Genomic DNA, 26,879 nt, shown 5'->3' on the forward strand with positions numbered 1-26,879 from the left:
GCGCTCGACGGCCGGTGGTGTGCATGCGCCACCGGCCGGCAGCGAGACAGGAAGATGCCATGGCCCGCCCTCTGCCGGACGCACAGCCGCACCCCGCCGCGCCCACCACGGCCGGTCCCGCCACCGGGGGCGCCCCCGCCGAAACCGGGGTGGCGCTGGTGACCGGCGCGTCCTCGGGGATCGGCGCCGCCGTCGCGCACCGGTTCGCGGCGGGCGGCGGATGGCGGCTGCTGGTCAGCGGCCGCCACCGGGAACGCCTCGACCGGGTGGCCACCCGCACCGCGGCCGTCGCCCTCCCGGCCGATCTGGCCACCTCCGAGGGCGGACGTGGCCTGGTCGAGGCCGCCTTCCGTACCGCCGGACGGGTGGATCTGCTCGTCGCGGGGGCGGGCATCGGCTGGGCGGGCCCTTTCAGCGCGATGCCACCCGCCGCCATCGACCGTGTGGTGGGCGTCGACCTCCTCGCCACCATGCGGCTGGTACGCATGGTCCTGCCGCACATGCTGGCCGAGCGGCAGGGCCACATCGTGCTCATCGGATCCGTCGCGGGCAGCGTCGGGGTGCGGGGCGAGGCGGTGTACTCCGCGGCCAAGGCGGCGCTCGGCGTCTTCGCCGACGCCCTGCGCCACGAGGTGCGCCGGGGCGGCGTACACGTCACCCATGTGGTCCCCGGTGTGGTGGACACCCCGTTCTTCGCCCGCCGCGGCGCCCCGTACACCCGCCGGACGCCACGCCCGCTGCCGCCCGAGCGGGTCGCCGACGCCGTGTGGGACGCCGTCGCGCGCGGCCGGGACGAGGTGTACGTACCGGCCTGGCTGCGGCTGCCCGCACTGGTGCGCGGCGCGGCGCCGGGGCTGTACCACCGGCTGGCCGCCCGCTTCGGGTGAGGGCGGCATGGGCGTCCTGACCGTCCTCCTCGCGCTGCTGTCCGCCCTGGGCAACGGCGCCGCCTCCGTCCTGCAGCGGCGCGCCGCGATGGACCAGGCGCGGGAGCTTCCGGGGGCCGGCGGCGGGGTGGGGCAGGCGCTGCGGCATCTGCCGCGGCTGCTGCGGCGCCCGTACTGGCTGGCCGGGGGCGCGGCGATGGTGGGGTCGGCGGTGGCCCAGGTCGGGGCACTGGCGGTGGGGCGGCTCTCCGTCGTACAGCCGCTGCTGGTCAGTGAGCTGCTGTTCACCCTGGTGGTGGGGAGCCTGGTGTTCCACCGGCGGCCGGGCGGCCGGACCTGGCTGGCGTTCGTGATGCTGGCCGCCGGGCTCGCGCTCTTCCTCGTCGTGGCCGATCCCTCGCACGGCCGTGCCACGGCCCGCAACGGGCTGTGGCTGCCCGCCGGGGTGGTCCTGGCGCTCGTCGTGGGGGCCCTGGCCCTGGTGGCGCGGGCGGTGCGGGGCGCGACGCGGGCCGCGGCGCTCGGCTGTGCCACGGCCGTCGGCTTCGCGTGCACCGCGGCCCTCATCAAGGAGTTCACCGGGCGCTTCGGTGGGGGAGCGGCCGCGGTGTTCACCGGCTGGCCGCTGTACGCGGTGTGCCTCGTGGGGCTGCTCAGCTTCCTGATGCTCCAGGTCACCCTGCGCGCGGGCACCCTGGCCGCCTCCCAGCCCGCCCTGACCCTCGGGGACGCGCTGGTGAGCATCGCGCTGGGCTGGGTGCTGTTCGGCGAACGCGTCGAACTGGGCCTGCGCCTGCTGCCCGAGGCGATCGGCGTCGCCCTGATGGCGGCCGGGATCGTCGGCCTCACCCGATCGCCCGCCCTGGCCGAGGGCTGGGACGCGGACACCACCGGCGCGGCGGCACGGCCGGCGGTACGGCCGGCGGTACGACGGGTCCCGGGCGGCGGGAGCCCGCCATGACCGCCGGGCGGCGCACCGGTGTGCGGGGCCGGAACGCGGCGGTGCTGGCCCGGAACGCGGCGGTGCTGGCCGCGGCCGCGCACCTGGTCCCGGCCGGCACCTGGCTGCCGGGGCCCAGGCAGCTCCTCTTCCCCGCCCTGGCAGGGCGGGGCCGGTCCGACCACATCGCCCTCACCTTCGACGACGGCCCCGACCCGCACTCCACCCCGCGCTTCCTGGACGCCCTGGACGAACTGGCGGTGACCGCCACGTTCTTCGTGCTGGGCGCGAGCGTGGCGCGCTATCCCCGCACGACGCGTGAGATCGCGCTCCGCGGCCATGAACTCGCCGTCCACGGTTGGACCCACGACCGTCCCTGGCTGCCGAGGCCGGTCCGGGACGTCTCCGAGGTCAGCCGCGCCGCCCGGGTGGTGCGGCTGACCACCGGCGCCGTACCGCTGTGGTACCGGCCCCCGTACGGCGTCCTGACCAGTGGCCGCTGGCTCGCGGCCGTACGCGCCGGGCTGCGGCCCGTCCTGTGGTCGGCCTGGGGGCGCGACTGGTCCCCGAACGCCACCCCGGCCTCGGTGCTGGCCACCCTCCGGGGCGGCCTCCGGGGCGGCGCCACGGTCCTGCTGCACGACACCGACCGGGCGAGCGCCCCCGGCTGCTGGCGCGTCACCCTGGCGGCCCTGCCGCGTCTGATCACCGCGTGCCGCGCCGCGGGGCTCGAGGTGGGCCCGCTGGCCGCCCACGGAGTGCCCCAGCGCCCGGCGGCGCCGAAGTGAACCCGGGCGCTGCGCGCCCGCCGGGCCCGCTGCCCCAGCTGGCCGCCCACATCGCCGCGTTCGCCCTCAGCACGGTCGGCTCGCTCTTCCTGACCTGCCGCTTCACCTACCGGGTGCGGCCGACGTGGCGCGCCTTCTTCCTCTTCCCGCTGTCCACGGCCCCGCCAACTTCGTGATCACGACGGGCGGGATGTACGTCCTCGTCGACCTCGCGCACCTGGGCGACCGGCACGGCCCCGCTGATCGCCGCTGCGGCGGCCGAGCCGGTCACAGGCCCGTGCGCAGCCTGATCAGGGTGCCGTCCGCGTCCGTCTGCATCTGGACGACGTCGCACAGCATCCGCACGCCCCACAGCCCGAAGCCGGTCTGCGACCCCTCCGGCGGGGTGAAGCCCCACAGGGCGTCCGGGTACCAGTGGCCGGGCCCGGCGATCTCGCAGACCAGATCGCCGTCCTGGGCCCACACCCGCAGCTCCGCCGGGGCGCTGCCGTGGTGCAGGGCGGTGGTCGCCACCTCGGTGACGGCGGTGACCATGTTGCGCAGGGCCTCCTGGCCCATGCCGTGCCGCCCGGCCCGCTCGGCGATGAAGACCCGCACGGCCTCGAGGTCGGCCGTGCCCACCGGCAGCCGGTCGGCCACCGCCGGAACGGGCGGCAGCGCCCGGCGGTCGCAGGTGGCGCTGAACGGGCCGGGGGCCAGGTATTCCAGGCTCTGCTCCGGCCCCAGACCGTCGATGATCTCGGGGTGGGTCCGGCGCGCGTACGTCAGGATCTCGGGGTGCAGCACCCGGCGGTCGTAGCAGCAGATGGCGCGGGCGCCGGAGTGGGCGAACGCCGCGTTCACGATCGACTCGTAGCGAGCCCACTCCACCACCTCCAGCGGAGTGCGGCCCTGCCACACCGGCTCGGCTATCACCCGGACCCGGCGCGGCGACTCGGCCTTCACGAACGAGTCGTACGCGGCGATGGTCTTCACCGGGTGCTGGTACCAGCTGAGCGCGTCCTCGAACTGCACCGCCGGGGCGTCCTGCCCGAGGGCGTCCCGCAGCGCCGCGATGTTCGACTTGGCGGCCACCACGGCCACCGCGTCGTCGGCCTCCAGCCCCTCCCGCAGGAACGGCACGCAGATGTCGACCACTTCGCCCTCGTCGCGGTAGAGGAACCCGCGGTGCACCATGGCCTCATGTGGGTCCGCGACGGAGTTGCTCGGGCTGGTCATGGGGGCCTCCCTCGGGCCGGGCGGGGCATCACGCGGGTGTCCGTTCCCAATCCCGTGGATCCGGACGGCACAGCGCGCAGTCTGCCATCCCCGAAGGCCACCTCGCAGCCGGATCATCGGGCGCTGAGGAAATCCCCCGATGCCGTCCGTGGACGTGTTCCTGACGGTGAATTAGCATCGCTGAGCGTGACACAGGTCAAGAGCATCACCGCAAATGGACTCGAATTCGGCTATCTCGAAGCGGGCCCGGTGGACGCCCCGCTGGCGCTCTGCCTGCATGGCTTCCCCGACACCGCACACTCCTGGCGCCACCTGCTGCCCGCCCTCGCGGACGCGGGCTACCACGCAGTCGCCCCCTTCATGCGGGGCTACGCACCCACCGGCATCCCCGCCGACGGCGCCTACCAGGCGGGCGCGATAGCCTCCGACGCCAACGCCCTGCACGAGGCATTCGGCGCCGACGGCGACGCGGTGCTCATCGGCCACGACTGGGGCGCCATCGCCGCCTACGGCGCCACCGCCCACGCCCCCGAGCGCTGGCGGCGCGCGGTGACGATGTCCGTGCCCCCGCTGGGCGGCGTGCTGGCCGACTTCTTCAATTTCGACTACGGCCAGTTCAAGCGCTCCTTCTACATCTTCCTGTTCCAGACCCCGCTGGCCGAGGCGGGCGCCGCGGCCCACGACATGGCGCTCATCGACGGTCTGTGGCGCGACTGGTCGCCCGGCCACCACGACTCCGCGCAGGACATCGCCCACGTCAAGGAGAGCCTGAAGGACCCCGCCCACCTCGCCGCCGCGCTCGGCTACTACAAGGCGCTGTTCGACCCGACCCGCCACGTGGCGGCGTACGCGGCGGAGCAAGAGGCGATCACCGCCACCGGTGAGCGGCCGATCCTCTTCCTCCACGGCACCGACGACGGCTGCATCGGCTCCGACGTGGTCCACAGCGCCAAGGACCACCTCCCGGCGGGCTCCCGGATCGAAATCGTCGACGGCGCGGGCCACTTCCTGCACCTGGAGCAGCCCGAGCGGATCAACCGCGAAGTGCTGACCTGGCTCGCCGAATGACCCGTTTCCTCGCGCCCCCGTAGACCCGGTACACCCCGTACGTCCCGCACGCCCGGCCGGTATAGCGCGGTGGCATACCGCTTTACCGCCGCTATACCGCCGGTAATCCGCCCTCCCCGATGCTGGACGCATCGCCAAGCCCGCCGGTAGAGATGCGTCTGGAGAGGGCCAGTGAACGTCGACCAGCAGCAGCAACCGCACACCGAGGCCGAACCCCTCTACGCCTGGAGCACCTATCAGGTCTCCGGCGGGGTGGAGGGCTGCGGCCCGAGCGGTACCTGCCGGGCGGAACGGACCGCGCGCGCCTGCCTCGAAGCGGCGCTCCACGCCGCGGTGGTCCACTCCCACGCGTATTCCTGGGGCCAGCTCAGCCGGGTGTCCGCGGATGTCGACCTGCCGTTCCACCTCTGGTCGCGGGCCCCCGTCGCCTGGGCGGAACCCGGGCCCAGTGACACGGTCACCTGGCGTCCCGGCCCGGCACCGCATCCGCGGTGACGGTGACGGACACGGCAAGCGGCAGGGCGACGAAGGCTCAAGGGCAGGGGATTCTCGGATGAACAGCAGCGGGCCCGGCATCGGGCTCACCACGGTGGAGTGGCAGTCGGCCGACCACGGCCGCCACTCCGGCCGGCAGGCCAACCCGGCGCGGGTCTACAACTATCTCGTCGGCGGCAAGGACAATTACCTCGCCGACTACGAGCAGGCCCAGCGCTTTCTGCGGATCGCGCCGGAGATCCGGGACACCGCCCTGTCCAACCGGCGGTTTCTGCAGCGGGCGATGGCCGAGCTGGCCGGCGCCGGGATCAGCCAGTTCCTGGACATCGGCTCGGGCCTGCCCACGACCCCGAACGTGCACGAGATCGCCCAGGCCGTGAACCCCCGGGCCCGCGTGGTCTACGTCGACAACGACCCCATCGTGGCCAGCCACGGACAGGCCCGGCTGGCCGTCCCCGGCACCACGATGATCGATGGCGATCTGCGCGAGCCCGAGAAGATCCTGGCCCATGACGAGGTGCGCCGGCTGCTCGACCCCGGGCAGCCGGTGGGGATCGTGCTCACCTTCATCCTCGACTACCTCGAGGACAAGGAGGATCCGTACGGCGTCGTCGCCCGGCTCATGGAGTGGGCCGCCCCCGGCAGCTGTCTGATCCTGTCCCATGTCACCGGCGACTTCACCGACGAGACGCCCGAGGACCGGGACTGGGCGCCGCTCAGCGTCAGCCCGGTGACCGCGGCCCCGCGCGACTACGACGGGATCAAGGGCTTCTTCCGCGGGCTCGACCTGCTCGAACCGGGCCTGGTGCAGCTGGCCTCCTGGCGCCCGGGCATCGGCGCCGAGCACGACCCGAGCCGGGTGTGGGCCTACGGCGGGGTGGCCCGCAAGCCGTAAAACCACCGGGCGTACGGCCCCCGGCCCCGCCTCAGTGCGGGCCGGGGCCGATCTGCAGCGTCATACAGGCGGGGAAGAGCCCGCTCCAGGTGTGCCCGCGCCAGCTCTCGTACATGCCCGGCCGCTGCCACACCGGCAGCGCCTCGTCCAGATGCGCCCGGCCCTCGGGGAACTTCCCCTGCTCCATGTACGTGATGCCGATCTCGTACATCGCGAAGCCCTGATGGTGGACGTCGCCGGTCCGCCGGGCCTGATCCAGGCTCTCCTTGAAGTACGTCAGGGCGTCCTCGGGGCGGTCGAGACCGCGGTGGGCGCGTCCCAGGTTGCCCAGGCCGATCACCTCGGCCGCCAGGTCCCCGGTGTCCCTGGCCAGGGCCAGCTGACGCCGCTGCACCTCGATGGCCTCCTCGAACCGGCCCAGTTCGGTCAGCGCGTCCGCCAGGTTGCACAGCGACCGCTGCTCGCCCCGCTGATGGCCGATGGCGCGCCAGATGCCCAGCGCCGACTCCAGGGTGGTCCGCATCTCCTCGTAACTGTGCCGCAGCCAGTGCGCGCCGGCGAGGTGGTCCAGGGCCCACGCCTGGCTCTCCAGGTCGCCCAGCCGCCGGGCGGCCCCGATCGCCAGTTCGTTGACCGTCTGCAGATCCTGGGCGTGCGCCCGCGGATACAGGAACCACTGCAGGGCCTGGGCCAGCCGGATCCCGAGCCGGGCGAGCGCGTCGGACTGGGTGACCGCGTGGGCGACGGCGGCCAGCAGGTTGCCCGACTCGGCCTTCAGCCACGCCTCCGCCTCGTTGCGGTCCCGCAGCGGGACCACGGCGCCCTCGACCGGGTGGCGGGGCCAGGGCCGGTGCGGGTCGAGCATCGTGACCGCCCGCTGGGTGGTGGCCACGTAAGCCGACATCGCCCGCTCCAGCGCCGCCGCGGGCTCGCCCTCCGGTTCCTCCTGCTCGGCCCGCTCCGAGGCGAACAGCCGGAGCAGATCGTGCATGTGGTACCGGACGGAGTCCGGGCTCTCCAGCAGCTGCGCGTCGACCAGCCGCTCCAGCGCGTTCTCCGTGCGGTCGGCCGGATGGCCCAGCAGCGCGGCCGCCACCGGCAGGCTCACGTCCTGCCCGGGCACCGTGCTGAGCAGCCGGAAGGCCCGTACCGCGTCCGCGTCGTCGGAGCGCCGGCCGAGCCGGAACGCGTCGTAGCTCACCTCGAAGCTGGTACGTACGCCCAGGTCACCGAAGCGCAGCTCGTCCAGCCGGCCGCGGGCGTCGGCCAGCTTGGACACCAGGGTGCGCAGCGGCCAGGCCGGGCGGGCGGCCAGCCGGGCGCCCGCGATCCGGAGCGCCAGCGGCAGACGGCCGCACAGCCGGGTGATGGCCTCGGCCTCCTCGCGCTCGGCCCGCACCCGCTCCACCCCGACGATCCGCTCCAGCAGCGCCACGGCCTGGTCGTGGGGGAGGACGTCCAGATGCAGATGGGTGGCGCCCTCCAGGGTGGTCAGCATCTCGCGGCTGGTGACCAGCGCGGCGCAGTCGGGCCCGGCGGGCAGCAGCGGACGGACCTGGTCCACGCAGGCGGCGTTGTCCAGGATGACCAGCATCCGCCGGCCCGCCACCAGCGAGCGGAACTGGGCCGACGCTTCGTCGGTGTCGCCCGGCACGCTCGACCCGTCCACGCCCAGGGCGCGCAGGAACCGCCCGAGCACCTCGGCCGGTTCGAGGGCCGAGAGCCCGGCGGTGGTGCCGTGCAGGTCGACGTAGAGCTGGCCGTCCGGGAACCGGTCGGCGAGCTGATGCGCTGCGTGGATGGCCAGCGTGGACTTGCCCACGCCGCCGGTGCCGTCGATGGCCGCGATCACCACGGGGCGCCCGGCCCCGCCGCTGTCACCGTCCCCCTCACCCTCCGCACCCAGATCGCTTTGGTCGCGTTGGTCCAGGAGTGCCCGGATCACCGCCACCTCGCCGTGGCGGCCGGTGAACGCCTGGCTGGCGGGTGGCAGTTGGCGAGGGCCCCGGGCGGCCGCGCGCGGGGCCGGAGCGGCGGGCGGCTCCTTCTTGCGGGCGGCCGGCGGCGCCAGCAGGGAGGCGTCGGCGGTGAGGATCCGCTGCTGGAGCCGCTGCAGCGGCGGGATCGGCTCGACCCCGAGGTCCTCGGCCAGCAGCCGGTGCAGATCGCGGTAGGCGGCCAGGGCGTCGGCCTGCCGGCCGGAGCGGTAGAGGGCCAGCATCAACCGGCCGCGCAGCCCCTCGCGGTACGGATGCTCGGCGGTCAGCGCCTCCAGCTCGCCCAGGACATCGGCGTGCCGGCCGCAGCGCAGATCGGCGTCGATACGGGCGTCCACGGCCTGCAGCCGGAGTTCGCCGAGCCGGGTGGTCTCCGCCTCCACGGACGGGGTCGGGGGCACGTCCGCGAACGGCGTGCCCCGCCACAGCACCAGCGCCTCGCGCAGCCGCTCGGCGGCGCGGGCTGGACTGGGAAACTCGGCCTCCCGGTCGAGACCGCGCCGCCCCTCCTCGACCAGCTGCTCGAACCGGTGCGCGTCGAAGTCGGCCGCCTCCACCGCCAGCCGGTAGCCGTGCGCCTTGTAGCCCTGCTTGTCGGTGATCAGGGCTCCGCCGGACGCGTCGCCGAGGCTCTGCCGCAGCCGGGAGACATACGTCTGCAGCAACTTGGCCGCGCTCTGCGGAGCCTGGCCCTCGCCCCACAGCTCGTCCAGGAGCCGTTCGGCCGGAACGGTCCGGTTGGCGTGGCACAGCAGCACCGCGAGCAGCATCCGCCACTTCGCCGGTCCGAGGGACGTCCAACCGTCCCCGTCCCACAGCTCGAGCGACCCAAGGACCCGGTATCGCACCCGTAACCTCCGAGGCCCCCTGCCACAGCCCGGCCTCTGTCTCATCGGCCCGTGAAGACCGTCAACTCGTTGCCCCGGTAACGGTATACCTCAGCTTTGGCCATGGCCGCCCCGATATCCCGCATCCTGATCAGTCCCGAGCAGCGGGGCATCATTCCCGGTCAACGGGGCACACGGGCCGTTGAACCCCGCCGACCGTTCCGGCCCGTAACGGACCGCGTCAGAACGGGCGGTCCCCCTCGATGGCCACGCGCTCGGCCACCCGCGGGTGCGGCGCGTAGTCGTTCACCGCGTAGTGCTGGGTGGCGCGGTTGTCCCAGAACGCCACGTCGCCGGGCTGCCACCGGAAGCGCACCTGGTACTCCGGGACCTGCGCCTGACGGCACAGATATGCCAGCAGTCGGTCGCTCTCCTCCCGGTCCATGCCGGTGATCCGGGTGGTGAAGGAGGTGTTCACGAAGAGCATCCGCCGCCCGGTCTCCGGGTGGGTGCGCACCACCGGGTGCTCGACGGGCGGGAACACGTCCTGGAACGGAGCCAGCCGCTCCGGGCCGTAGAAGCGGGAGAAGCCGGGGATGAAGTCGTGCACGGCCGTGGCGCCGTCGATACGGTCCCGCACCTCCCGGGGCAGGTTGTCGTACGCGGCGGCCATGTCCGCCCACATGGTGTCCCCGCCGACGGGCGGGACCTCGCGCAGCTGGAGCACGGCGCCGAGCGCGGGCCGCTCCCGGAACGTGACATCGGCGTGCCACACGTTCTCGAAGGTGGGGGTGGCGCCCTCGCCCTTGTCGAAGCGGACCACGTCCTCGCTCGATCCGCTGGCGAGCAGGGGATTGGTCTCCAGCTCCCCCCAGTGGCGGGCGAGGTCGCGCTGCTGGGCGGAGGTGAGGTGGGCGCCGCGGAAGAAGAGCACCTTCCACTCCAGCAGGGCGCGGTTCAGCTCCTCGCGCAGCCCCGCGTCCAGCGGCCGGGAGAGGTCGGCCCCGCGGATCTCGGCCCCGAGGGTGCGTCCCTGGGGCACCAGCTCGAAGCGCTCGTACGGGCGCTCCAGCCAACCCTCGGGCAGCCGGCGCAGCGTACGCGGCCCCTCGTACAGACCGCCCGGGGGAATGCGCGCGTCGCGCAGTACCGGTGGGTTCGGCGGGGTGTCGATGACGGTCATGGTGTTCTCCTCATACGTGACGCGGTGGCAGGGCGAGGCCGCTGGGACGGATGGCAGAGATGCCCTCGCGCCGCGCACGGGGAGACCCGTCGGGATGCGGTGCGGATGTCGCGGACGTGCGCTCGGTTTCGTCCGTGGTGCCCGGTCGGAGCCGGTCGGGTCCGGGAGTGCTCCGGAGGGTCAGGAGGCGGACCGGGCGCGGGCCTGGCGGCACGGGACGGCCGTCGCGAGGGCCGGGGAAGGCCGGCTAGAGGCCCGAGCGTTCACAGCCGGTCCGATCCGGGGCGCGAAGGTGTCCCGTCGTGTCGAACCGGTTCCTGATCATGGCGTCAATTCTGGGATCCGCCACTGACCGCTGTCAATGGCCCGTCTCACGCTCGGAGACGGCCCGGCGGATCGCGGTTCCGCCGGGCGCCGACGCCGCCGTCGGCGCGGCCGGGTCGCCCACCACGCGGCGGGCGTGCTCCATCAGGGCGGGGCGGGCCCGCGCGATCAGGGCGCGCCCGGCGGGCCCGCTCGGGCCGCCCGCCCGCCAGGCGAACACCAGCCGCCCGCGCATCGCCGGCCGGGTGATCCGGACGGTCCGCAGCCGGTCCGCCCGCGCCTCGGCGAACGAACCGGGCAGGATCGCCGCGCCCAGTCCGCGCTCGGCGAGCTGGGCGAGCACCTCCGGATCGCTCGCCTCGAAGGCGATGCGCGGCGCGAATCCGGCGGCCGCGCACGCCTCGTCGAGCCGGGTGCGCAGCCCCGTACCGGACGGCAGGCTGATCAGGGGCCGCCCGCGCAGGGTGTCCAGCGAGATGGCGGAGTGGACGGCCAGCTCATGGTCGTGGCCGACCGCCGCGACGATCGGCTGGTCGGTGAGCACCTGCATCTCGATCCCGGGCGGGGTCTCCCTGCCGACGCTGACGATCGCGGCGTCGAGCCGCCCCGTGCGCAAGCCCTCGAGGAGCTGGTCCGAGTTGGCCTCGGACAAGGTGATCTCCACCGCCGGATGGGCGTCGTGGAACTCCGCCAGCAGGTCCGGCAGATCGGCGGTGTGCGAGGTCACCGTCCCCACCGCCACCTGCCCCCGGAGCAGCCCGGTCAGCTCGTCCACGGCCTGCCGCGCCCCCTCCACCGCGGCGAGCGCGGCCCGCGCGTACGGCAGGACGGCCTCGCCCGCCTCGGTCAGCCGCACCGAGCGGCCGGAGCGGTCCAGCAGCTCCTGGCCCAGCTCCCGCTCCAGCCGCCGGACCTGGGCGCTCACCCCGGGCTGGGCCACATGCTCCCGCTCCGCGGCCCGGGTGAAGTTCCGCTCCTCGGCCACCGCGACGAAGTAGGCGAGCTGACGCAATTCCATAAGCATTCATTCTAGCGGCCAGACCTGTCATCTCTTGGACTTCTGGCCGGGACGGCCGGAGAGTGGAGACAGGAAGGCAGAGCACGGAAGACCGGACACAGGAGGACCCGAGATGACCGGGACGGCCCGCGAACGCGCCACCACCCCCGAGGACCTGACCCGGCTGTTCGTCGAGCGCGCCAACGCGGGCGACGCCGAGGGCATGGCCGAGCTGTACGCGCCCGACGCGGTGCTCGCGTACCCGCCGGGATCCGTGACCGTCGGCCGGGAGGCCATCCGCGCGGTGTGCCAGGCCCTGCTCGACCACGCGACCGAGCCCTTCCGGCCGGAGGAGCCGCTGCCCACCGTTCGCTACGGCGACCTCGCCCTGACCTCGACCCCCTCCTCCGACAACACCGGCGGCCGGGTGCAGGTCGTCCGCCGCGAGCCCGACGGCACCTGGCTGCGCGTCATCGACCGCCCCGAGGTCCGCCCCGCTGCCCGCCCCGCGTGATGAGCGTCCTCATCGCCGGTGCGGGCATCGGCGGGCTGACCGCCGCGCTCAGCCTGCACGCCGCGGGGATCGGGGCCACCGTCGTCGAGAGCGCCCGGGAGATCCGCCCGCTCGGCGTCGGCATCAACCTGCTGCCCCACGCCGTACGGGAGCTGACCGAACTCGGCCTCGGCGACGCCCTCGCCGGCCTCGGCGTGGCCACCGCGGAGAACGTGTACGCCGACCGGCACGGCCGCCGGATCTTCAGCGAGCCGCGCGGTGTGGCCCAGGGCTACCGCTGGCCGCAGTACTCGATCCACCGCGGTGAGCTGCAACTGCTGCTCCTCGCGGCGGTCCGGGAGCGGCTGGGCCCCGGCGCGGTCCGCACCGGAGCCCGCGTCACCGGCTTCGCGCACGGTCCAGGGGAGGCGGACGGCGTCCGCGCGCGGGTGCTCGACCGGGCCACCGGCACGGTCGCGGAACACCACGCCGACGTGCTCATCGGCGCCGATGGCCTGCACTCGGCGGTGCGCGCCGAACTCCATCCGGACGAGGGGCCGCTGCTGTGGTCGGGCATCCGGATGTGGCGCGGCACGACCAAGGCCGCGCCGTTCCTCACCGGCCGCTCGATGGCCATCGTGCGCGACGGGGACGCCGAGCTGGTCGCGTACCCGATCGGCCGCGACCGGATCAACTGGGTGTGCCAGGTGAGGGTGGCCGAACCGGGCCCGCTCGCCGGGGACGTGGGCTGGAACCGCCCCGGGCGTGCGGCCGACGTGCTGCCGCACTACGCGCACTGGGCGCTCGGCTGGCTCGACGTACCCGCCCTGCTGGCCGGCAGCGGGGAGATCCTGGAGTACCCGATGGCCGACCGGGACCCGCTGCCGTCCTGGGGGAGCGGCCCCGTCACCCTGCTCGGCGACGCCGCGCATCCGATGTACCCGGTGGGTGCCAACGGCGCCTCCCAGGCCATCGTCGACGCCCGGGTCCTGGCGTACGAGCTGTCCGCACCGGACGGGATACGGGCCGGGCCGGCCCGCTACGAGGCCGCCCGCCGCGACGCGACGGCGGCCGTCGTACGGGCGAACCGGGCCATGCTCCGGGACGGCGGACGCGGCCCGCGGGAGCTGGCCCGGATCACCGACACCTATCGGCGCGCCACCGGAAGCGAGGTGGAGTCGCTGAACACCCGCCCGTCCCTGAGCCGCCCATCCCCGACCCGACCGCCCCTGATCCGCAGCTGAGCGGCACGGCCCTCGGGCAGCGCAGCGCCGCTCGGCACGGCCGGGGTGTGCGATGGCGGACGGGTGAACTCGCGCATAACGTGGGGAAGGCAGCGAATTCGCGGACGGTTCGGTGCGGCGTCGCGCGGAACCCCGGCGCGGGAGGTCCGGATGGGGTCCGTCTCCTTCCTGCTCATCGTAGTGATCATCACGGCGTTGGCCTTCGACTTCACCAATGGCTTCCACGACACGGCCAACTCCATGGCCACCTCCATCGCCACCGGGGCGCTGTCCCCGCGGATCGCCGTCACCGTCGCCGGAGTGCTGAACCTGGCTGGTGCGTTTCTGTCCACCGAAGTAGCCAAGACGATCTCCAACGGCATCGTGGACGATGCCCGGGTCTCCCTGGCGATGATCTTCGCGGGGCTGGTCGGGGCGATCCTGTGGAATCTGATCACCTGGCTCGTCGGGCTGCCCTCCAGCTCGTCGCACGCCCTCTTCGGCGGGCTGATCGGCGCGGTGTGGGTGGGCGCCGGGGGATCGGCGGTGCGGTTCGCCGAGATCCTGGAGAAGGTCGTGATCCCGGCGGTCGCCTCCCCGCTGGTGGCCTGCGTGGTGGCCACGTTCGCCACGTATCTGGCCTACGTGATCACCCGCCGCGTGGCGAGCGGGGCGGTCCGCAAGGGCTTCCGCGCGGGCCAGGTCGGCTCCGCCTCCCTGGTGGCCCTGGCCCACGGCACGAATGACGCGCAGAAGACGATGGGCGTCATCACCCTCTCCCTCATCTCCGCCGGGGTGCTCGGCCATGGCACCGGACCGCCGTGGTGGGTGGTGCTGAGCGCCGGGCTGGCGATCTCCCTGGGGACGTACGCCGGGGGGTGGCGGATCATCCGGACCATGGGCCGCGGGCTGACCGACATCCAGACCCCACAGGGGTTCGCGGCCGAGACCAGCGCCACCGCGGTCATCCTGGCCTCGTCCCACATGGGCTTCGCGCTGTCCACCACCCAGGTCTGCACCGGCAGCATCCTGGGCGCCGGTCTCGGCCGCAAGCTGGCCCAGGTGCGCTGGGGGATCGCCGGGCGGATCGCGGTGTCCTGGCTGCTCACCCTGCCCGCGGCGGCGGCCGTGGGAGGCGTCGCGGCGTGGGTGGCCGACCGGGGCGACGCGGGCGTGGCCCTGGTGGCGAGCGTCGCGGTGGTGGCGGCCGCGGGCTTCTACGCGCTTTCCCGCCGCCGACCGGTCACCTCCGGCAACGTCAACGAGCTGCCCGCCGCCGAGCGCCCCGAGCACGCCGTGCGCCCGGCGGCGTGACCCCGGGCCACCGGCGCGGGCGAAGGAGCTGGATGCGATGGGCATCGAGTGGGGCATCCTCGGAGGGGTCTTCGGCGTCAGCCTGGGGATCACCATCGTGGTGGTCGTGATGTTCTCGCTGGGCATCGCCGCCTGGGCCCGCGCTGCGGGCGGGCCCCGCCCCGGCGCGTCCGCCGGCCAGGGCCGCCGGGGCCGGGACAAGCCGGCCGCGGCTGTCGCGGTGGTGTGCTTCGCCGCCTGCCTGGCGGTCGCCGGGTACGGCATCGACCTGATCGTCCCGGGCTGACGGGACCGCCGCCCCTGGGATCATGGGAGTTCGCAAGAGCACCGCCGGGACCAGGGCGGTGCCCGCCCCCTGGGAGAACACGCTGTGTCATCCGGACCCGACGCCCCCATATCCGACGCGGTCCGCCCCGATCTGCGGGCCGACTGCGGCAGCTGTTTCGGGCTGTGCTGCGTCGCCCTGCCCTTCGCGGCCTCGGCCGACTTCGCCGTCGACAAGGCGGCCGGGCGGCCCTGCCGCAACCTGGAGACCGACTTCCGCTGCGGCATCCACTCCCGGCTGCGCGAGAAGGGCTTCGCGGGCTGCACCGTCTTCGACTGCTTCGGCGCCGGTCAGAAGGTCTCCCGGAGCACCTTCGAGGGCCGCGACTGGCGGACGCGCCCCGACACCGCGTCCCGCATGTTCGCAGTCTTCCCCCGTGATGCGGCAGCTCCACGAACTCCTCTGGTACCTCAACGAGGCCCTCACCCTCCCCTCGGCCCGCCCCCTCCACGAGGAGCTGCGCCGGGCGCTTCGCACCACCGAGCGGCTGACCGAGGGCAGCGCGGAAGAACTCCTCGCGCTGGACGTGGCCGCCCACCGGGACGAGGTCAACGCCCTGCTGCTGCGCACGAGCGAACTGGCCCGGGCCGGGGCCCGGCCCACGGGCCGGGGCAAGCGGAAGAACCACCGGGGCGCCGATCTCATCGGGGCCCGTCTCCGGGGCGCCGATCTGCGCGGAGCCGGCCTCCGCGGGGCTCTCCTCCTCGCGGCCGACCTCACCGGCGCCGACCTGAGCGCCGCCGACCTCATCGGGGCCGACCTCCGCGACGCCGACCTGAGCGGTGCCGATCTGACCGGCGCCATCTTCCTCACCCAGGCCCAGCTGAACGCCGCCCGGGGCGACGCCGCCACCCGGCTGCCGTCCGGCCTCACGCGCCCCGCGCACTGGTCACCGTTCCCCGGCGCGGTGTGAAACCCTGGCTGCCATGTCCGAACCCGCCGACGCGCCCGTGATCCTCGGCGACGAGCCCGGATCGTTCGCCCGGAGTGTGCTCGCCGAGCGGCATCCGGCGCTCATCGAGAAGGTACGGGACGCCTTCCCGTACGGCCCCGAACAGCACCGGGCGCTCGACGCCCTGCGCCACGACCACGCCGAAGGCGTCATCACCCCGCTCGACCCGGGCGCCCACGACCACGACCGATGGCGGACCTGGGGGCGCGAGTACGTCGGCCGCTCGTGGTTCGAGGTGCCCTTCCTCTGGATCGAGAGCTACTTCTACCGCCGCCTCCTCGGGGCCGTCGGCTACTTCGCCCCCGGCCCCTGGCAGGGCATCGACCCGTTCCGGCCCTTCAAACAGGCCGAGCTGGACACCCCCGAGGCCGCCCGCGAGCTGACCGCTCTCGACCACCTCCTGGACCGGCCCGCCGACGAGGCCGGGGACGCGCTGCTGCACGGCTCGCTCTGGGGCAACCGCGCGGACCTCGGCTTCCGCATCACCTCCGGCGGCGCCGCGTCGTCCGCGGGGGCACCGCTGGTGGCCGACGACGCGGACGCGCTGTGGCGGCTGCTGCCCGCCGGCGCCCCGGCCACGCTGTGCCTGGTCGCCGACAACGCGGGCCGCGAGCTGCTCCCCGACCTCGTCCTCATCGACCATCTGCTCCGCCACCGGCGCGCCGAGCGGGTCGTCCTGCAGGTGAAGCCGTATCCGTACTACGTCTCCGACGCCACCACCTCCGACGTCGTCGACTGTCTGCGCCGTCTGGCGCGCGCCGAGGGCGCCGCGGGCGAGGCCGGGACGCGGCTGTGGACGGCCATGGCCGACGGGCGGCTCACCGTCCGGGCGCACGACTTCTTCTGCGCGCCGCTGCCGTACGCCGAGATGCCGGACGATCTGCGGCGGGAGTTCGCGGACGCCACCGTGACCGTGCTGAAGGGCGATCTGAACTACCGCCGCCTGGTCGGCGACCGGATGTGGCCCCCGACCACGCCCTTCGCCGACCGCACCGCGTACTTCCCCGGGCCGGTGGCCGCCCTGCGCACCCTGAAGTCGGACGTCATCACCGGCCTCGACGCGGACACCGAGGCCGCGCTGGACGCGCGGGAGCGCCACTGGCGCACCAGTGGCACCCATGCGCTGATCCAGGTGCGGCCTTGAGCCCTGTCGGGACCGAAGAAGGACCACGACTCCCGCACACCGCCGACCGCGCCACCCACCACGAGGAGCGGACCCTCCACCGGCGGTGACGCCGGTGTGGAGGTCAGGACTTGACGCTTCCGGCGGTGAGCCCGCCCACGATGAACCGCTGGAGCATCGCGAAGACACACACCACCGGCACGCTGACGATCGTGGCGGCCGCCATCAGGGGGCCCCAGGCGGTGCCGGTCTGGCCGACGAAGGTGTTCAGCAGCACCGTGACCGGCTGCACCTCGGGATCGCTGTTCACGGTGATGCCGAACACGAACTCGCCCCAGCCGAGCAGGAAGGAGAAGGCGCCCATCGCGATCAGCCCCGGCCGCATCACCGGCAGCACGATCCGCCACAGCACCCCCGGCAGTCCGCAGCCGTCCACCAGCGCCGCCTCCTCGATCTCGGCGGGCATGGCGCGCACCAGCGGCCGCAGCACGATCACCGCGAAGGGCAGGGTGAGGGTGGTGTCCGCGATCACCAGACCCAGCAGCGTGTTGTTCAGCCCGGCGTCCCGGAGCACGATGAACAGCGGGGCGGCCAGCACGATGCTCGGCAGCAGCTGCGCCACCAGCAGCGACAGCACCATGGCCGCCGAACCGCGCATCCGGATGCGCGCCACGGCGTAGGTGAGCGGCACCGCGAGCACCAGGGTCAGTGCCACCACGCCCAGCGAGATGGCCACGCTGTTGAGCAGCGCCTGCCCGAGCATCGGCTTGTCCAGCGCCCGGGCGTAGCTCTGGCCGCTGGGCGGGGAGGGAAACCACTGCGGTGGCGAGCTGAGCACCTCGTCGGGCCGCTTCAGGGAGGTGGCGATCATCCAGTACAGCGGCAGCAGGAAGAAGGCGGTGATGACGCCCGCGACCAGGGTGAGCAGCCAAGGGTGGCGGGGGCGGGTCATGCGGCGGCTCCTTCCTTGCGCAGCCGGCGTACGTACGCCACGGCCACCAGCAGCGGCACCAGCAGCAACAGGGTGCCCGCCGCCGCGCCCCGGCCGAGCTGGAAGAGCAGAAACGCCGACTGGTAGACGTAGAGGGGGAGGACGGTCGTGGAGTCGACGGGGCCGCCGCCGGTCAGCACGAAGACCAGGTCGAAGACCTTGAAGGTGTACACCAGGCCGAGCAGCAGCACCGCCGCCGCCACCGGCCGCATCAGCGGCAGCGTGAGGTGGCGCAGCCGCTGCCAGGGCCCCGCGCCGTCGATGGCCGCCGCCTCGTAGAGGGCGGGGTCGATGGACTGGAGCCCGACCAGGAGCAGCAGCATGTTGAAGGGCACGCCCACCCACACGTTGGCGGCGATGACACCGGGCAGCGCGGTGGCCGGGTCGGTCAGCCAGTTGTGCGCCAGCGCGTCCAGCCCGACGGTGCGCAGCAGTTCGTTGTACGCGCCCGAGTCGGCGTCCAGCATCCAGCGGAACAGGGTGCCGCTGACGATGGGCGGCAGCAGCCACGCCACCAGCATCAGCCCCCGGAACAGCCCGGCCAGCGGGAACCGCCGTACGAACAGCAGCGCCAGCGCGAAGCCGATGGTGAACTGGAAGACCAGCGAACCGGCCGTGAACAGCAGGGAGATCCGGGCTGCGTGCCAGAAGGCGGCCTCGGAGACCACCGCGTCGTAGTTGCCGGTGCCGTTGTACGCCCAGTCGCCGGTGACCAGATCACCGATCTCGACCTGGTGGACCGAGGTCCAGAGGTTGTAGAGAAGCGGGAACAGCATGGTCGCGCCGAGGAAGAGCAGCGCGGGCGCCGACATGCCGTATCCGGCCCGGGTGCGGCGCGTGGCGAGGGAGCCGCCGCGCCGACGGCCACCGCCCGCCGCCGGGCCGGTGAACACCACCGGCTCCCGGACCTTCACTCGCGTGCCGTGTGTGCTGCGCGTGGTCATCGCGGCCCCGCTACTTCGACAGCTTCGGCGTGATGGCGTCCGCCGCCTTCTTCGCGGCGGCCCCGGGGGAGGAGCTGCCGGTCAGGGTGGCCTGCAGCGCCTCGGCCATGGCCTGGGACATCTGCCGGTAGTGCTCCCCGTACGCACGCGGCCGGGCGTTGCCGAACTCCCGCACGAACACCTTCAGGGTGGGGTCGGTGGCCCAGTCGCCGCTGTCCGCCATGTCGCTGCGGGCGGGCAGCAGCCCCACCGACCCCAGATAGGCCGCCAGGGGCTTCTTCCGCTGGCTGTACTCGATGGCCCGCCACGCCTGGTCGGCCTTGCCGCTGGTCTTGAGGATCACCCAGTTCTCCCCGCCCAGGCAGCTCGCGGGCTCCTTGTCCACCGGAATGGGTACCACGCCCCACTTCACCTCGGACTGCTGCTTGAGGCCGGGCAGTTGCCACGGACCGTTGATCTGCATGGCCGCGCGGCCGGAGGTGAACTGGGTGTTGACGTCCTGCTGGGTCCAGCCCACGCACTGCCGGGACAGCGCGCCCGCCTTCACCAGATCCCCCAGATAGCCGAGCGCGGTGGCGCCGCCGGTGGCGAAGGTGTCCAGATCGCCGCCCGCCGACCACAGGAAGGGCAGGAACTGGAAGACCCCCTCCTCGGTCTTGATCGCGCTCATCGCCAGCCCGAAGGTGCTGCCCCGGGTCAGCTTGCGCGCCGCCGCCGACAGCTCGTCCCAGGTCTTCGGCGGTGTGACGCCCGCCTTCTCCAGCAGCTCGGTGTTGTAGTAGAGGGCCAGGCAGTTGGCGTTGTTGGGGATCGAGTAGGTCTTGCCGTCGACGACCCCGCTGCTCCACGGGCCCTTGTAGTACGCGTCGGCCTGCCCCCACTCCTTCACCCGGTCGGTGAGGTTGGTGAGCAGCCCTTGCGGGGCGAGGGAGTTCATCGAGGTGTTGTCGATGATCGCCAGGTCCGGCAGATCGCCGGAGGCGGCCCCCTTGAGGATCGCGGGCTCCAGTTCGGCGTACGGAAAGGTCCGGCGGGTGATCTTCAGCCCGGGAACGCTCTTCTCGATGTCGGCGATCAGGGCCTTGATGCCCGGCTGGCGGGCGTCCTCGACGAGGTAGTCCCACCAGACGAGGTTCTTCGCCGAAGATCCGCCGCCCCCGCCGCCACAGGCGGTGAGGGAGCCGGCCAGCCCCGCGGCGAGCAGCCCGGAGCCCGATATCCGCAGGAAGGAGCGGCGGCCGAGAGGACTTCTCTGCGCGGTAGCCGGGGGCCTGTTGGCTCGGTTGGCCATGTGCGTCTCCGAGGGGTGAGTCGGTCAGTTGCGGTGCGGTGCCGGTCCCGTGCTGGCACGCGGGGTGAGCGGAGGGGCGAGCAGATGCTGCCGGGGCGCCGCGGCCGGGGCGTCCAGCCGCTCCAGCAGCAGATCGACGGCGAGCCGGCCCATCAGGTCGGAGGGCACGTCGGCGCCGGTCATCATCGGGGTGACGGCCTCCGCCCAGCGGGCCGCCGCCACTCCGGTCACCGAGAAGTCCCCGGGTACGGAACGGCCCGCGAGGCCGAGCCCCCGGTACAGGCCCACCAGCGCCGCCTCGTTGAGCGTCACGATCGCGGTGGTGCGCGGGTCCCGGTCCAGGAGCCGTGCCACCACGGCCTGGCCGGAGGCGGCGTCGTCACCGCAGTGGTGGACCTCGCCGGTGAGCCCGAGTTCACGGGCGACCCGCAGGAATCCGTCCTGCCCCCGGTGTGCGGGCACGTATCCGGCGTCGTACAGCTCCCGGGGCCGCCCCACCAGCGCGATGTGGCGATGGCCGAGCCGCCCCAGATGGCGCACGCAGGCGGCGGTCAGCTCCGCGAAGTCCAGATCGACCCAGGACAGCTGGTCCGTGTGCTCGGTGTGCCCCATGGACACGAACGGGAAGCCCGAGCGGACCAGCCGCTCCACCCGCGAGTCCGGCGACCGGATCTCCATCAGCAGCGCGCCGTCGACCCGCCGTTCCCCGACCAGCCGGCGGAAGGAATCGTCGCCGTCGCCGTCGCTGCGCGAGAGCAGGATGTCGTGGTCGTGCGCGGCGGCGGCGTCGACGACGCTGTTGATGAAGTCCAGTTGCATATCGGTGTAGCGGCGGCTGACGGTCGGAAAGACCAGCCCGAGGGTGCGGGTGCGGCCGTGGGCCAGCGCGCGGGCGCTGGCGTTCGGCTGGAAGCCCCGGTCCTCGATGACCTGCTGGATGCGCTGCCGGGTGCGGTCGGAGATCGGCCGCTTGCCGCTGAGCGCGTAACTGACCGTGCTGCGCGACACCCCGGCGAGACGGGCGATCTCACCGATGTTGACGGGCGGGGGCTGCTGGTCGAACCGGTTCGACACCACTGGCGCGTACCTCTCGGGAGATCCGTGCGTTCGAAATATCGAAGGGATGCCGGAGGCCCGAACCGGCTTGCCTGAACGTAGGAGTGGCCCACACCACATGTCAACGGTCGGGAACGCAGAAGTTGATGGCACCATCGATCTCGCCCACCGCGCGCCCGGGCCGGTGGTGCCTTCGGAAGTGAGGATTCGCCATGTCAGCCCCGCGTCAGCTCGACGACCTGCCGTACGCGAGCCATCTGCGCCCGTTCGACGGCACCTTGACCGTGGAGGGGGACTACGACACCGTCCACTTCGACGGCGGGGAATTCGAGGGGGCCGAGGCCGGTCAGGCCCGCTTCCTCGAATCCGCGTTCTCCGCGGTGAGCTTCACCGGCGGCCGCTTTTCCGGGGCCCGCTTCAACGACGTCTGGCTGGACGGAGTGCGCTGGGTCGGCTCCGACCTGGCGGACGGCGACTGGCTGGACGGTGAGCTGATCGGCTGCGTACTCGCCGGACTGGAGATGTTCGGCACGGTGATGCACCGCGTGACCTTCCACCGCTGCAAGTTCGCGTCGGTCAATCTGCGCGGCACCGAGCTGCGGGAGGTCACCTTCGCGGACTGCCTCCTGCGGGAGACCGACCTCGGCGGAGCGAAGCTGACGGACGTCTCCTTCCCCGGATCGACGCTGGACGGTGTGCGCTGCGGCGACGCGCGCATGACCCGGGTCGATCTGCGTGACGCCGCCCGGCTGGGCATCACCGAAGGCGTCGACGCGCTGCGCGGAGCCACCATCACCGGCGGTCAACTGCTCGAACTGGCACCGCAGTTCGCCCAGGCCCTCGGCGTCACGGTGCGGGAGAGCGGTACCCCCCTGACGCCCGGCACCGCCAAGCGGCGACGCCGGGGCGCGTGATGGCGGGAGCGACTGAGGAGGCCGCCGCGAAACCGGCCCCGTTATGGGCCAACCGCGACTTCACCGTCTTCTGGTGCGGACAGACCCTGTCCGAGCTGGGCAACGCCTTCGCCCTGGTGGCCCTGCCGCTGCTGGTGCTGGACGCCACCGGGTCCATCGCCCGGATGGGGCTGCTGACGGCCGTCGCGGGCGCCGCGTCGATCGTCACCGGCCTGTTCGCGGGCGTCCTCGTCGACCGGCTGCCCCGGCGGCAGCTGATGATCGTGTGCGATGTGGTCCGGGTGGCGCTCTTCGCCCTCATCCCCGTCAGCTGGGCCGTGGCCGGGCCGCAGGTCTGGCTGCTCTACGTGGTGATGGCGGCCGCCGCGGTCTTCGACATGGTCTTCAAGGTCACGTACGTCGCCGCCGTACCCAATCTGGTGGACCCCGAGCGGATCATCGAGGCCAACGGGCGGCTGCAGACGACGAACGCGATCGCCTTCATCGTGGGGCCGATGCTGGCGGGCGGGCTGTCCGGGCTGCTCGGGCCGACCGCGGCCATCGCGGTCGACGCGGCGGGCTTCGCCGCCTCCGCCCTCGCGCTCTCGCTGATCCGCTTCCGGGCGGCGGCCGCACGGCAGGCCGCCCCGTCCGCCGCGGCCACCGGATGGCGCCGAGCGAAGCGGGAGTTCCTGGCCGGATTCGTCTTCCTGTGGCGGTCGCCGGTGCTGCGCTGGCTCACCGTGCTGCTCACCGGCGTCTCGCTGCTCGGCCTGGGCATGACCGACGTCTTCATCTACCAGATACGGGAGGGGCTGGGCGCGGGCGACCGGACGGTCGGCGTCGTGATGGGCGTGGCGGGCGCCGGGACCGTGCTGGCCGCCGTGCTCATCCCGGTGCTGCGCCGCACCTGGGGCTTCGGCGTGTGCTGGCTGGGCTCGTACACGCTGTGCGGGCTGGCCCTGGGGGCGCTCTCCCGGTCCACCACCGTTTGGGCTACGGCGGTGGCGGTGCTGTGCTATCAGTTCGGCATGGCGCTCGCGGGAATCTCCTCGATGTCCCTGCGCCAGGCGATGACCCCGGACCATCTGCTCGGCCGGGTCACCTCCGCCTTCTGGACCCTGCACAACTCGCTCGCCCCGCTCGGCGCCGCCGCGCTCACCGCGCTGGTGGCGCGGTTCGGTGCGCGCGCGCCGCTGCTCGGCTCCGCCGCCCTGTTTCTGCTCATCGTGGCGGTCGGGGCGGGCACCCCGATCCGGCAGCGCGCCCCCGGGGCGGCCGCCGTATGACGGTGGCCCCGGCGCGCTCAGCGCCTGCGGATCGCGCCCCGGACGAACGCCGCCTGCCCCGCGTGCTGCAGGTCGTCCTCGATGACGCTGATCAGCCGCACCCCGAGGGTCACCGGTGGGGTCCACGCCTCGTCCACGACCTGGTCGAGATCGGCGTTGCGCAGCCCGCGTACGTAGTCGTCCGTCCGCTCGTGCACGGCGTCGTGGTAGCCGATGAGCAGATCGGCCGGTGCCAGGACCTCGGCCACGTCCCGGCCCCGGTGGCCGTAGCCGGTGGCTTCAGGGGGGAACGGCAGCCCGAACCGCTCGTACCAGCCGCCGGTGGTCCAGGCCTGTTCGGTGCCGGCGACCTCGGAGATGTGGTCGTCCTGGACGCGGGTCAGATGCCACACCAGCCAGGCGACGGAATTCGCGCCGTCGTCCAGACGCACGGCCAGTTCGTCGGTGGTGAGCCCACCGGCCGCCTCGTGCACGGCCTCCCGCACCCGGCCGAAGGCGTCTGCCAGCAGATCTGCGCTCTTCACGCGCGGCTCCCTCGCTCGTCGTCCCCGCCCGCTCATGGTGGCATCCGCACACCGCCCCGACGGGACGCGGCCCGGCGCCGGCGCCAGGGAAGCCGGCGGTCGTCACCCGGATGGACCGCCTTCTATGCTCGGGTGTGTGACGACAACAGGGAACCCGGTACTCGCCGGCATACTCGACCGCCAGGCCGCCCGGACCGAAGGGGAACAACTGCTCAACGCCATCGTCGACTTCGGGGTGCTCGTGCCCGTGGACGCGAACGGCTCGGTGATGTTCGTCGGTATGGAGGGGAGCGGCCCGAGCCTGCCCGGTTACACCAGCGAACAGTGCTGCCGGGAGCGGCTTCCGCAGTCCGCGGGGGCGGTGCACTGCGATGTGGCGCGGCTGCTGGACATCGAGCGGCAGACCAAGGTGGCGACCCTGTCGGTGTTCTCTCCCGGGGGCTATGCCGGGATCCCCATGTCCCTGCTGCACCAGGTCCTCCAGCAGCGCGGCCAGCGGCTCCCGGAGGACCGTACGCTCACCCTCGGCCGGTCCACCCATCCGCGCGCGGTGGCCCTGCGGGACGCGCTGCGCGACCGGCTGCGGGACTTCCCCGAGGTGCACGCGGTGTGGATCGGGCACGCCCGGTGGAACGAGAGCGGTATGGAGCAGCTGATGCTGCACATGGCTATCGGTTCGCAGGCGCCCGAGGGCACCGCGGACCGGCTGATGAAGGCGCTGCTCGAGAATCAGCCCGCGATCGGTGACGAGGAACCGGCCATCGCCCTGCGCGTCCTGGACCCGGTGGCGGAGGCGGACGAGATCAGCCGGCTCGACACCCTGGGGCTCGACACGGTGCGCGTCGACCCCGCCACCCGGCGGACCGAGGTCGTCTCCCAGGAGTACGACCAGCGGCCGGAGTGACCCCGGAGCCCTCAGCCCCGTCCGGCCAGGAAGGGCAGCACCAGGGCGGCCACCTCGTCCGGCACCTCCTCCGCGAGGTCGTGTCCCGCGTCGAGGACATGACCGGTGACGTCGTGGGCCATCAGCCGCATCTGGGTCTCGTTCCGGTCGCCGATGAACGCCGAACCGCCGAGCGCCAGCACCGGGATGTCCAGCTTCTTCCGCGCCGCCTCCCGGTTCTGCTCGGCGTCGACGAGCATGGCGCGGTAGATGGAGAGCATCGCGCGGATGCCGCCGGGCAGGGAGTAGCAGCGCACGTACTCCTCGACCGCGTCGGGGGTGGCGGTGTCGGGGCGGCTGCGCTCGTTCTTGATCATGTAGGTGATCAGTTCGCGCTCGTGCCCGGCGATCAGCATCTCGGGTACGTCCGGGTGGAAAGAGAAACCCAGATGCCATAGGTGCATCCCCGCCAAGACGTTCTCCTCGGTGAGCGCGGTGTGGTCCTCGAAGCCGAAACCGGGGAACAACGCCTCGGCGAACACCAGCGCGTTGACCTGATCCCGGTGCCGGGCGGCGAGCTGGTAGCCGATCACCGCTCCCCAGTCCTCGCCCATCACGCTGTAGGACGCGTGCCCGAGGTGTGCCATGAGCGCCGCGATGTCGTCGGCCATCGTCGCCGAGTCGTAGCCGCCCGCGGGACGGGCGGAGTCGCCGAGGCCCCGCAGGTCGGGGACGACGACGGTGTGCCGCGGCGTCAGCTTCGGCACGAGGTGGCGCCAGTGGTAGCCCGTCTTGGGCACGCCGTGCAGCAGCACCACCGCCGGACCGGATCCGCCCGTCCGATAGTGCAGGCTCGTTCCGTTGACGGTGGCACGGTTCGTGCGGAGGGAGTCTCCGTCATGGTCGAAAATCATCGGTGAAACCACCTTTCCCGGCCGGGAGCGGCCCTTGCCCATGACCGACAGTCCACCTCGGCGCCAAGGCGCTATCCACGGCCATATCTCATGACCGGCCCGCCGATATCTCCTCGATATGATCGCCCGGTGGAAGCACGACACATGCGGTACGCCCTGGCCCTGGCCGACCACCAGCACTTCGGGCGGGCGGCCGCCTCCCTGGGGATCGCCCAGCCCCCGCTGTCCCAGCAGATCGCCGCGCTGGAACGGGAACTGGGCGCGCGGCTCTTCGACCGTACGGCGCGCGGGGTGTTCCCGACGGCCGCGGGCGAGGCGTTCCTGGCCAGGGCGCGCCGGGCGCTGGCCGAGATGTCGGCCGCCGCGTCCGACGCGGGCCGGGCCGCCCGGGGCGAGACCGGCGGTCTGCGGCTCGGCTTCATCGGCTCGGCGCTGCTGGAGCTGCTGCCGTCCCTGCTCGGCCGGTTCATCCGCGAACGCCCCGAGGTGCGATTGGGCCTGCACGAGATGTCGACCTGCCGGTCGGCGGCGGCCCTGCTCGGCGGTGAGCTGGACATCGCCATCGGGCGTGGCGCGCCCCGGGGCGCCGGAGCCGAGGACCTGGTGTCGGTCACGGTCGGCCGGGACCATCTGGTCGCGGTCGTCGGAGCCGGCCATCCCCTCGCCGGGCAGCCGAAGGTGGGCGTCGAGCAGCTGAAGGGGCAGCATCTGATCGTGGCGCCCCACGATGAGGAACCGGTGGTCGCCGGATGGCTCGACGCGCTGCTGGGTGACGGAGCCGGGGCGGCCGCGCCGGGCGGCGGGGTCACCGAGGCCCGCGATGTGCACACCATCATCGGGCTGGCCTCGTGCGGGGTCGGGGTGGGGCTCGGCCCGGGGTGCCTGCGGGTGGCGGCGCGGCCCGGCACCTGGGTGTGCGAGGTGAGTCCGCGCGTGGAACTGCCGGATCTGGTGATGTCCTTCCGCGCCCAGGACCGCTCTCCGGTCCTGGCGGCCTTCCTGGACACGGCCCGGGAGCTGTGCCCCGGGGTGAACGAGCGGCTGG

Annotated in this window: 26 protein-coding genes and 1 pseudogene; 17 read left to right on the top strand and 10 right to left on the bottom strand. The window is 73.2% G+C overall.

The features are described 5' to 3' along the window. The first annotated feature begins 59 nt into the window (after nucleotides 1–59). Genes ASC60_RS18695 through ASC60_RS44100 form a run of 4 tightly spaced genes read left to right on the top strand, consistent with a single transcriptional unit; the run spans nucleotide 60 to nucleotide 2,791 of the window. Nucleotides 60–887, top strand: a complete 828-nt coding sequence (locus ASC60_RS18695; RefSeq protein WP_107097105.1) for an SDR family oxidoreductase — start codon at nucleotides 60–62, stop codon at nucleotides 885–887. A 7-nt stretch (nucleotides 888–894) separates the two neighbouring features. Beyond that, nucleotides 895–1,848, top strand: coding sequence for a DMT family transporter (locus ASC60_RS18700; RefSeq protein WP_055552311.1), 954 nt, complete (start codon nucleotides 895–897; stop codon nucleotides 1,846–1,848). Next, entirely contained in the window at nucleotides 1,845–2,615 is a 771-nt protein-coding gene (locus ASC60_RS18705; RefSeq protein ID WP_079038470.1) for a polysaccharide deacetylase family protein, read from the top strand. The genes ASC60_RS18700 and ASC60_RS18705 overlap by 4 nt, the downstream gene beginning before the upstream one ends. Beyond that, on the top strand, nucleotides 2,612–2,791 hold the full coding sequence (locus ASC60_RS44100) for a hypothetical protein (protein ID WP_370592932.1): 180 nt from the start codon (nucleotides 2,612–2,614) through the stop codon (nucleotides 2,789–2,791). The genes ASC60_RS18705 and ASC60_RS44100 overlap by 4 nt, the downstream gene beginning before the upstream one ends. A gap of 91 nt (nucleotides 2,792–2,882) precedes the next feature. On the opposite strand, the gene ASC60_RS18715 is transcribed toward ASC60_RS44100, so the two are convergent. Further along, nucleotides 2,883–3,833, bottom strand: coding sequence for a sensor histidine kinase (locus ASC60_RS18715; RefSeq protein ID WP_055552313.1), 951 nt, complete (start codon nucleotides 3,831–3,833; stop codon nucleotides 2,883–2,885). 186 nt (nucleotides 3,834–4,019) lie between these two features. Between ASC60_RS18715 and ASC60_RS18720 the strand changes: the two genes are divergently transcribed. The 3 genes from ASC60_RS18720 to ASC60_RS18730 all read left to right on the top strand — a co-directional run bounded on the left by ASC60_RS18720 (nucleotide 4,020) and on the right by ASC60_RS18730 (nucleotide 6,291). Then, entirely contained in the window at nucleotides 4,020–4,901 is an 882-nt protein-coding gene (locus tag ASC60_RS18720) for an alpha/beta fold hydrolase (RefSeq protein WP_055552315.1), read from the top strand. 171 nt (nucleotides 4,902–5,072) lie between these two features. Further along, nucleotides 5,073–5,396, top strand: coding sequence for a hypothetical protein (locus ASC60_RS18725; protein WP_055552318.1), 324 nt, complete (start codon nucleotides 5,073–5,075; stop codon nucleotides 5,394–5,396). Nucleotides 5,397–5,454: 58 nt separating this feature from the next. After that, nucleotides 5,455–6,291, top strand: coding sequence for an SAM-dependent methyltransferase (locus tag ASC60_RS18730; RefSeq protein ID WP_055552320.1), 837 nt, complete (start codon nucleotides 5,455–5,457; stop codon nucleotides 6,289–6,291). Between the two features lie 31 nt (nucleotides 6,292–6,322). Here the strand turns inward: ASC60_RS18730 and ASC60_RS18735 are convergent, their stop codons facing one another. The 3 genes from ASC60_RS18735 to ASC60_RS18745 all read right to left on the bottom strand — a co-directional run bounded on the left by ASC60_RS18735 (nucleotide 6,323) and on the right by ASC60_RS18745 (nucleotide 11,640). Continuing rightward, nucleotides 6,323–9,136: an AfsR/SARP family transcriptional regulator gene (locus tag ASC60_RS18735; protein ID WP_055552322.1), complete on the bottom strand. Its 2,814-nt coding sequence runs from the start codon at nucleotides 9,134–9,136 to the stop codon at nucleotides 6,323–6,325. A gap of 220 nt (nucleotides 9,137–9,356) precedes the next feature. Then, nucleotides 9,357–10,298 carry a TauD/TfdA family dioxygenase gene (locus ASC60_RS18740; RefSeq protein WP_107097106.1) on the bottom strand — a complete coding sequence of 314 codons (942 nt, stop codon included), beginning with the start codon at nucleotides 10,296–10,298 and terminating at the stop codon, nucleotides 9,357–9,359. A gap of 358 nt (nucleotides 10,299–10,656) precedes the next feature. After that, nucleotides 10,657–11,640, bottom strand: coding sequence for a LysR family transcriptional regulator (locus tag ASC60_RS18745; RefSeq protein WP_079038471.1), 984 nt, complete (start codon nucleotides 11,638–11,640; stop codon nucleotides 10,657–10,659). Between the two features lie 112 nt (nucleotides 11,641–11,752). On the opposite strand from ASC60_RS18745, the gene ASC60_RS18750 reads away from it, so the two are divergent. The 6 genes and pseudogenes from ASC60_RS18750 (at nucleotide 11,753) to ASC60_RS18775 (ending at nucleotide 17,070) form a co-directional block, all read left to right on the top strand. Next, nucleotides 11,753–12,133 carry an SgcJ/EcaC family oxidoreductase gene (locus ASC60_RS18750; RefSeq protein ID WP_055552324.1) on the top strand — a complete coding sequence of 127 codons (381 nt, stop codon included), beginning with the start codon at nucleotides 11,753–11,755 and terminating at the stop codon, nucleotides 12,131–12,133. Further along, nucleotides 12,133–13,356, top strand: a complete 1,224-nt coding sequence (locus ASC60_RS18755) for a flavin-dependent oxidoreductase (RefSeq protein WP_055552326.1) — start codon at nucleotides 12,133–12,135, stop codon at nucleotides 13,354–13,356. Before ASC60_RS18750 ends, ASC60_RS18755 begins: the two co-directional genes overlap by 1 nt. Before the next feature lie 150 nt (nucleotides 13,357–13,506). Next, nucleotides 13,507–14,649 (top strand): inorganic phosphate transporter, encoded by a 1,143-nt coding sequence (locus ASC60_RS18760; RefSeq protein ID WP_055552328.1) that lies wholly within the window; start codon nucleotides 13,507–13,509, stop codon nucleotides 14,647–14,649. A gap of 37 nt (nucleotides 14,650–14,686) precedes the next feature. Beyond that, a complete protein-coding gene (locus tag ASC60_RS18765) occupies nucleotides 14,687–14,935 on the top strand; it encodes a hypothetical protein (protein ID WP_055552330.1) in 249 nt (82 codons plus the stop codon). Nucleotides 14,936–15,019: 84 nt separating this feature from the next. Then, a pseudogene (locus ASC60_RS18770) lies at nucleotides 15,020–15,887 on the top strand (pentapeptide repeat-containing protein). A 13-nt stretch (nucleotides 15,888–15,900) separates the two neighbouring features. Continuing rightward, on the top strand, nucleotides 15,901–17,070 hold the full coding sequence (locus tag ASC60_RS18775; RefSeq protein WP_055552332.1) for a damage-control phosphatase ARMT1 family protein: 1,170 nt from the start codon (nucleotides 15,901–15,903) through the stop codon (nucleotides 17,068–17,070). Nucleotides 17,071–17,173: 103 nt separating this feature from the next. Here ASC60_RS18775 and ASC60_RS18780 read toward each other — a convergent pair whose 3' ends face one another. From ASC60_RS18780 to ASC60_RS18795, 4 genes are read right to left on the bottom strand one after another with little or no spacing between them, the layout of a single operon-like run. Continuing rightward, the gene (locus tag ASC60_RS18780) at nucleotides 17,174–18,001 is read right to left on the bottom strand and encodes a carbohydrate ABC transporter permease (RefSeq protein ID WP_055552334.1); all 828 of its coding nucleotides are present in this window, start codon (nucleotides 17,999–18,001) and stop codon (nucleotides 17,174–17,176) included. Then, complete coding sequence (locus tag ASC60_RS18785; RefSeq protein ID WP_234357011.1) at nucleotides 17,998–18,984, bottom strand: carbohydrate ABC transporter permease; 987 nt, start codon at nucleotides 18,982–18,984, stop codon at nucleotides 17,998–18,000. The genes ASC60_RS18780 and ASC60_RS18785 overlap by 4 nt, the downstream gene beginning before the upstream one ends. A gap of 10 nt (nucleotides 18,985–18,994) precedes the next feature. After that, nucleotides 18,995–20,275, bottom strand: coding sequence for a sugar ABC transporter substrate-binding protein (locus ASC60_RS18790; RefSeq protein WP_055552338.1), 1,281 nt, complete (start codon nucleotides 20,273–20,275; stop codon nucleotides 18,995–18,997). 24 nt (nucleotides 20,276–20,299) lie between these two features. After that, complete coding sequence (locus ASC60_RS18795) at nucleotides 20,300–21,352, bottom strand: LacI family DNA-binding transcriptional regulator (RefSeq protein ID WP_055552340.1); 1,053 nt, start codon at nucleotides 21,350–21,352, stop codon at nucleotides 20,300–20,302. 191 nt (nucleotides 21,353–21,543) lie between these two features. On the opposite strand from ASC60_RS18795, the gene ASC60_RS18800 reads away from it, so the two are divergent. After that, complete coding sequence (locus ASC60_RS18800) at nucleotides 21,544–22,245, top strand: pentapeptide repeat-containing protein (protein WP_055552342.1); 702 nt, start codon at nucleotides 21,544–21,546, stop codon at nucleotides 22,243–22,245. Next, nucleotides 22,245–23,513, top strand: coding sequence for an MFS transporter (locus ASC60_RS18805; protein WP_055552344.1), 1,269 nt, complete (start codon nucleotides 22,245–22,247; stop codon nucleotides 23,511–23,513). Before ASC60_RS18800 ends, ASC60_RS18805 begins: the two co-directional genes overlap by 1 nt. Before the next feature lie 17 nt (nucleotides 23,514–23,530). Here ASC60_RS18805 and ASC60_RS18810 read toward each other — a convergent pair whose 3' ends face one another. Next, nucleotides 23,531–24,037, bottom strand: a complete 507-nt coding sequence (locus ASC60_RS18810) for a DUF664 domain-containing protein (RefSeq protein WP_055552345.1) — start codon at nucleotides 24,035–24,037, stop codon at nucleotides 23,531–23,533. A 136-nt stretch (nucleotides 24,038–24,173) separates the two neighbouring features. Here ASC60_RS18810 and ASC60_RS18815 point away from each other — a divergent pair, with 136 nt between their 5' ends. Then, nucleotides 24,174–24,941 (top strand): hypothetical protein, encoded by a 768-nt coding sequence (locus tag ASC60_RS18815; protein WP_159043285.1) that lies wholly within the window; start codon nucleotides 24,174–24,176, stop codon nucleotides 24,939–24,941. Between the two features lie 11 nt (nucleotides 24,942–24,952). Here the strand turns inward: ASC60_RS18815 and ASC60_RS18820 are convergent, their stop codons facing one another. Beyond that, entirely contained in the window at nucleotides 24,953–25,834 is an 882-nt protein-coding gene (locus tag ASC60_RS18820) for an alpha/beta fold hydrolase (RefSeq protein ID WP_055552349.1), read from the bottom strand. Nucleotides 25,835–25,963: 129 nt separating this feature from the next. On the opposite strand from ASC60_RS18820, the gene ASC60_RS18825 reads away from it, so the two are divergent. After that, a partial coding sequence (locus ASC60_RS18825; protein ID WP_063787160.1) for a LysR family transcriptional regulator occupies nucleotides 25,964–26,879 on the top strand: 916 nt, incomplete at its 3' end.

It is taken from the genome of Streptomyces sp. NBRC 110028 (genome assembly GCF_001417735.1).
In the GTDB taxonomy this organism is placed as follows: Bacteria; Actinomycetota; Actinomycetes; order Streptomycetales; family Streptomycetaceae; genus Streptomyces.

What these genes read in the sequence shown, in the direction of transcription:
- ASC60_RS18695 (WP_107097105.1), top strand. Translation starts at nt 60, where the DNA reads ATGGCCCGCCCTCTGCCGGACGCACAGCCGCACCCCGCCGCGCCCACC.
- ASC60_RS18700 (WP_055552311.1), top strand. Translation starts at nt 895, where the DNA reads ATGGGCGTCCTGACCGTCCTCCTCGCGCTGCTGTCCGCCCTGGGCAAC.
- ASC60_RS18705 (WP_079038470.1), top strand. Translation starts at nt 1,845, where the DNA reads ATGACCGCCGGGCGGCGCACCGGTGTGCGGGGCCGGAACGCGGCGGTG.
- ASC60_RS18715 (WP_055552313.1), bottom strand. Translation starts at nt 3,833, where the DNA reads ATGACCAGCCCGAGCAACTCCGTCGCGGACCCACATGAGGCCATGGTG.
- ASC60_RS18730 (WP_055552320.1), top strand. Translation starts at nt 5,455, where the DNA reads ATGAACAGCAGCGGGCCCGGCATCGGGCTCACCACGGTGGAGTGGCAG.
- ASC60_RS18740 (WP_107097106.1), bottom strand. Translation starts at nt 10,298, where the DNA reads ATGACCGTCATCGACACCCCGCCGAACCCACCGGTACTGCGCGACGCG.
- ASC60_RS18745 (WP_079038471.1), bottom strand. Translation starts at nt 11,640, where the DNA reads ATGGAATTGCGTCAGCTCGCCTACTTCGTCGCGGTGGCCGAGGAGCGG.
- ASC60_RS18750 (WP_055552324.1), top strand. Translation starts at nt 11,753, where the DNA reads ATGACCGGGACGGCCCGCGAACGCGCCACCACCCCCGAGGACCTGACC.
- ASC60_RS18755 (WP_055552326.1), top strand. Translation starts at nt 12,133, where the DNA reads ATGAGCGTCCTCATCGCCGGTGCGGGCATCGGCGGGCTGACCGCCGCG.
- ASC60_RS18760 (WP_055552328.1), top strand. Translation starts at nt 13,507, where the DNA reads ATGGGGTCCGTCTCCTTCCTGCTCATCGTAGTGATCATCACGGCGTTG.
- ASC60_RS18765 (WP_055552330.1), top strand. Translation starts at nt 14,687, where the DNA reads ATGGGCATCGAGTGGGGCATCCTCGGAGGGGTCTTCGGCGTCAGCCTG.
- ASC60_RS18775 (WP_055552332.1), top strand. Translation starts at nt 15,901, where the DNA reads ATGTCCGAACCCGCCGACGCGCCCGTGATCCTCGGCGACGAGCCCGGA.
- ASC60_RS18780 (WP_055552334.1), bottom strand. Translation starts at nt 18,001, where the DNA reads ATGACCCGCCCCCGCCACCCTTGGCTGCTCACCCTGGTCGCGGGCGTC.
- ASC60_RS18785 (WP_234357011.1), bottom strand. Translation starts at nt 18,984, where the DNA reads ATGACCACGCGCAGCACACACGGCACGCGAGTGAAGGTCCGGGAGCCG.
- ASC60_RS18790 (WP_055552338.1), bottom strand. Translation starts at nt 20,275, where the DNA reads ATGGCCAACCGAGCCAACAGGCCCCCGGCTACCGCGCAGAGAAGTCCT.
- ASC60_RS18800 (WP_055552342.1), top strand. Translation starts at nt 21,544, where the DNA reads ATGTCAGCCCCGCGTCAGCTCGACGACCTGCCGTACGCGAGCCATCTG.
- ASC60_RS18805 (WP_055552344.1), top strand. Translation starts at nt 22,245, where the DNA reads ATGGCGGGAGCGACTGAGGAGGCCGCCGCGAAACCGGCCCCGTTATGG.
- ASC60_RS18820 (WP_055552349.1), bottom strand. Translation starts at nt 25,834, where the DNA reads ATGATTTTCGACCATGACGGAGACTCCCTCCGCACGAACCGTGCCACC.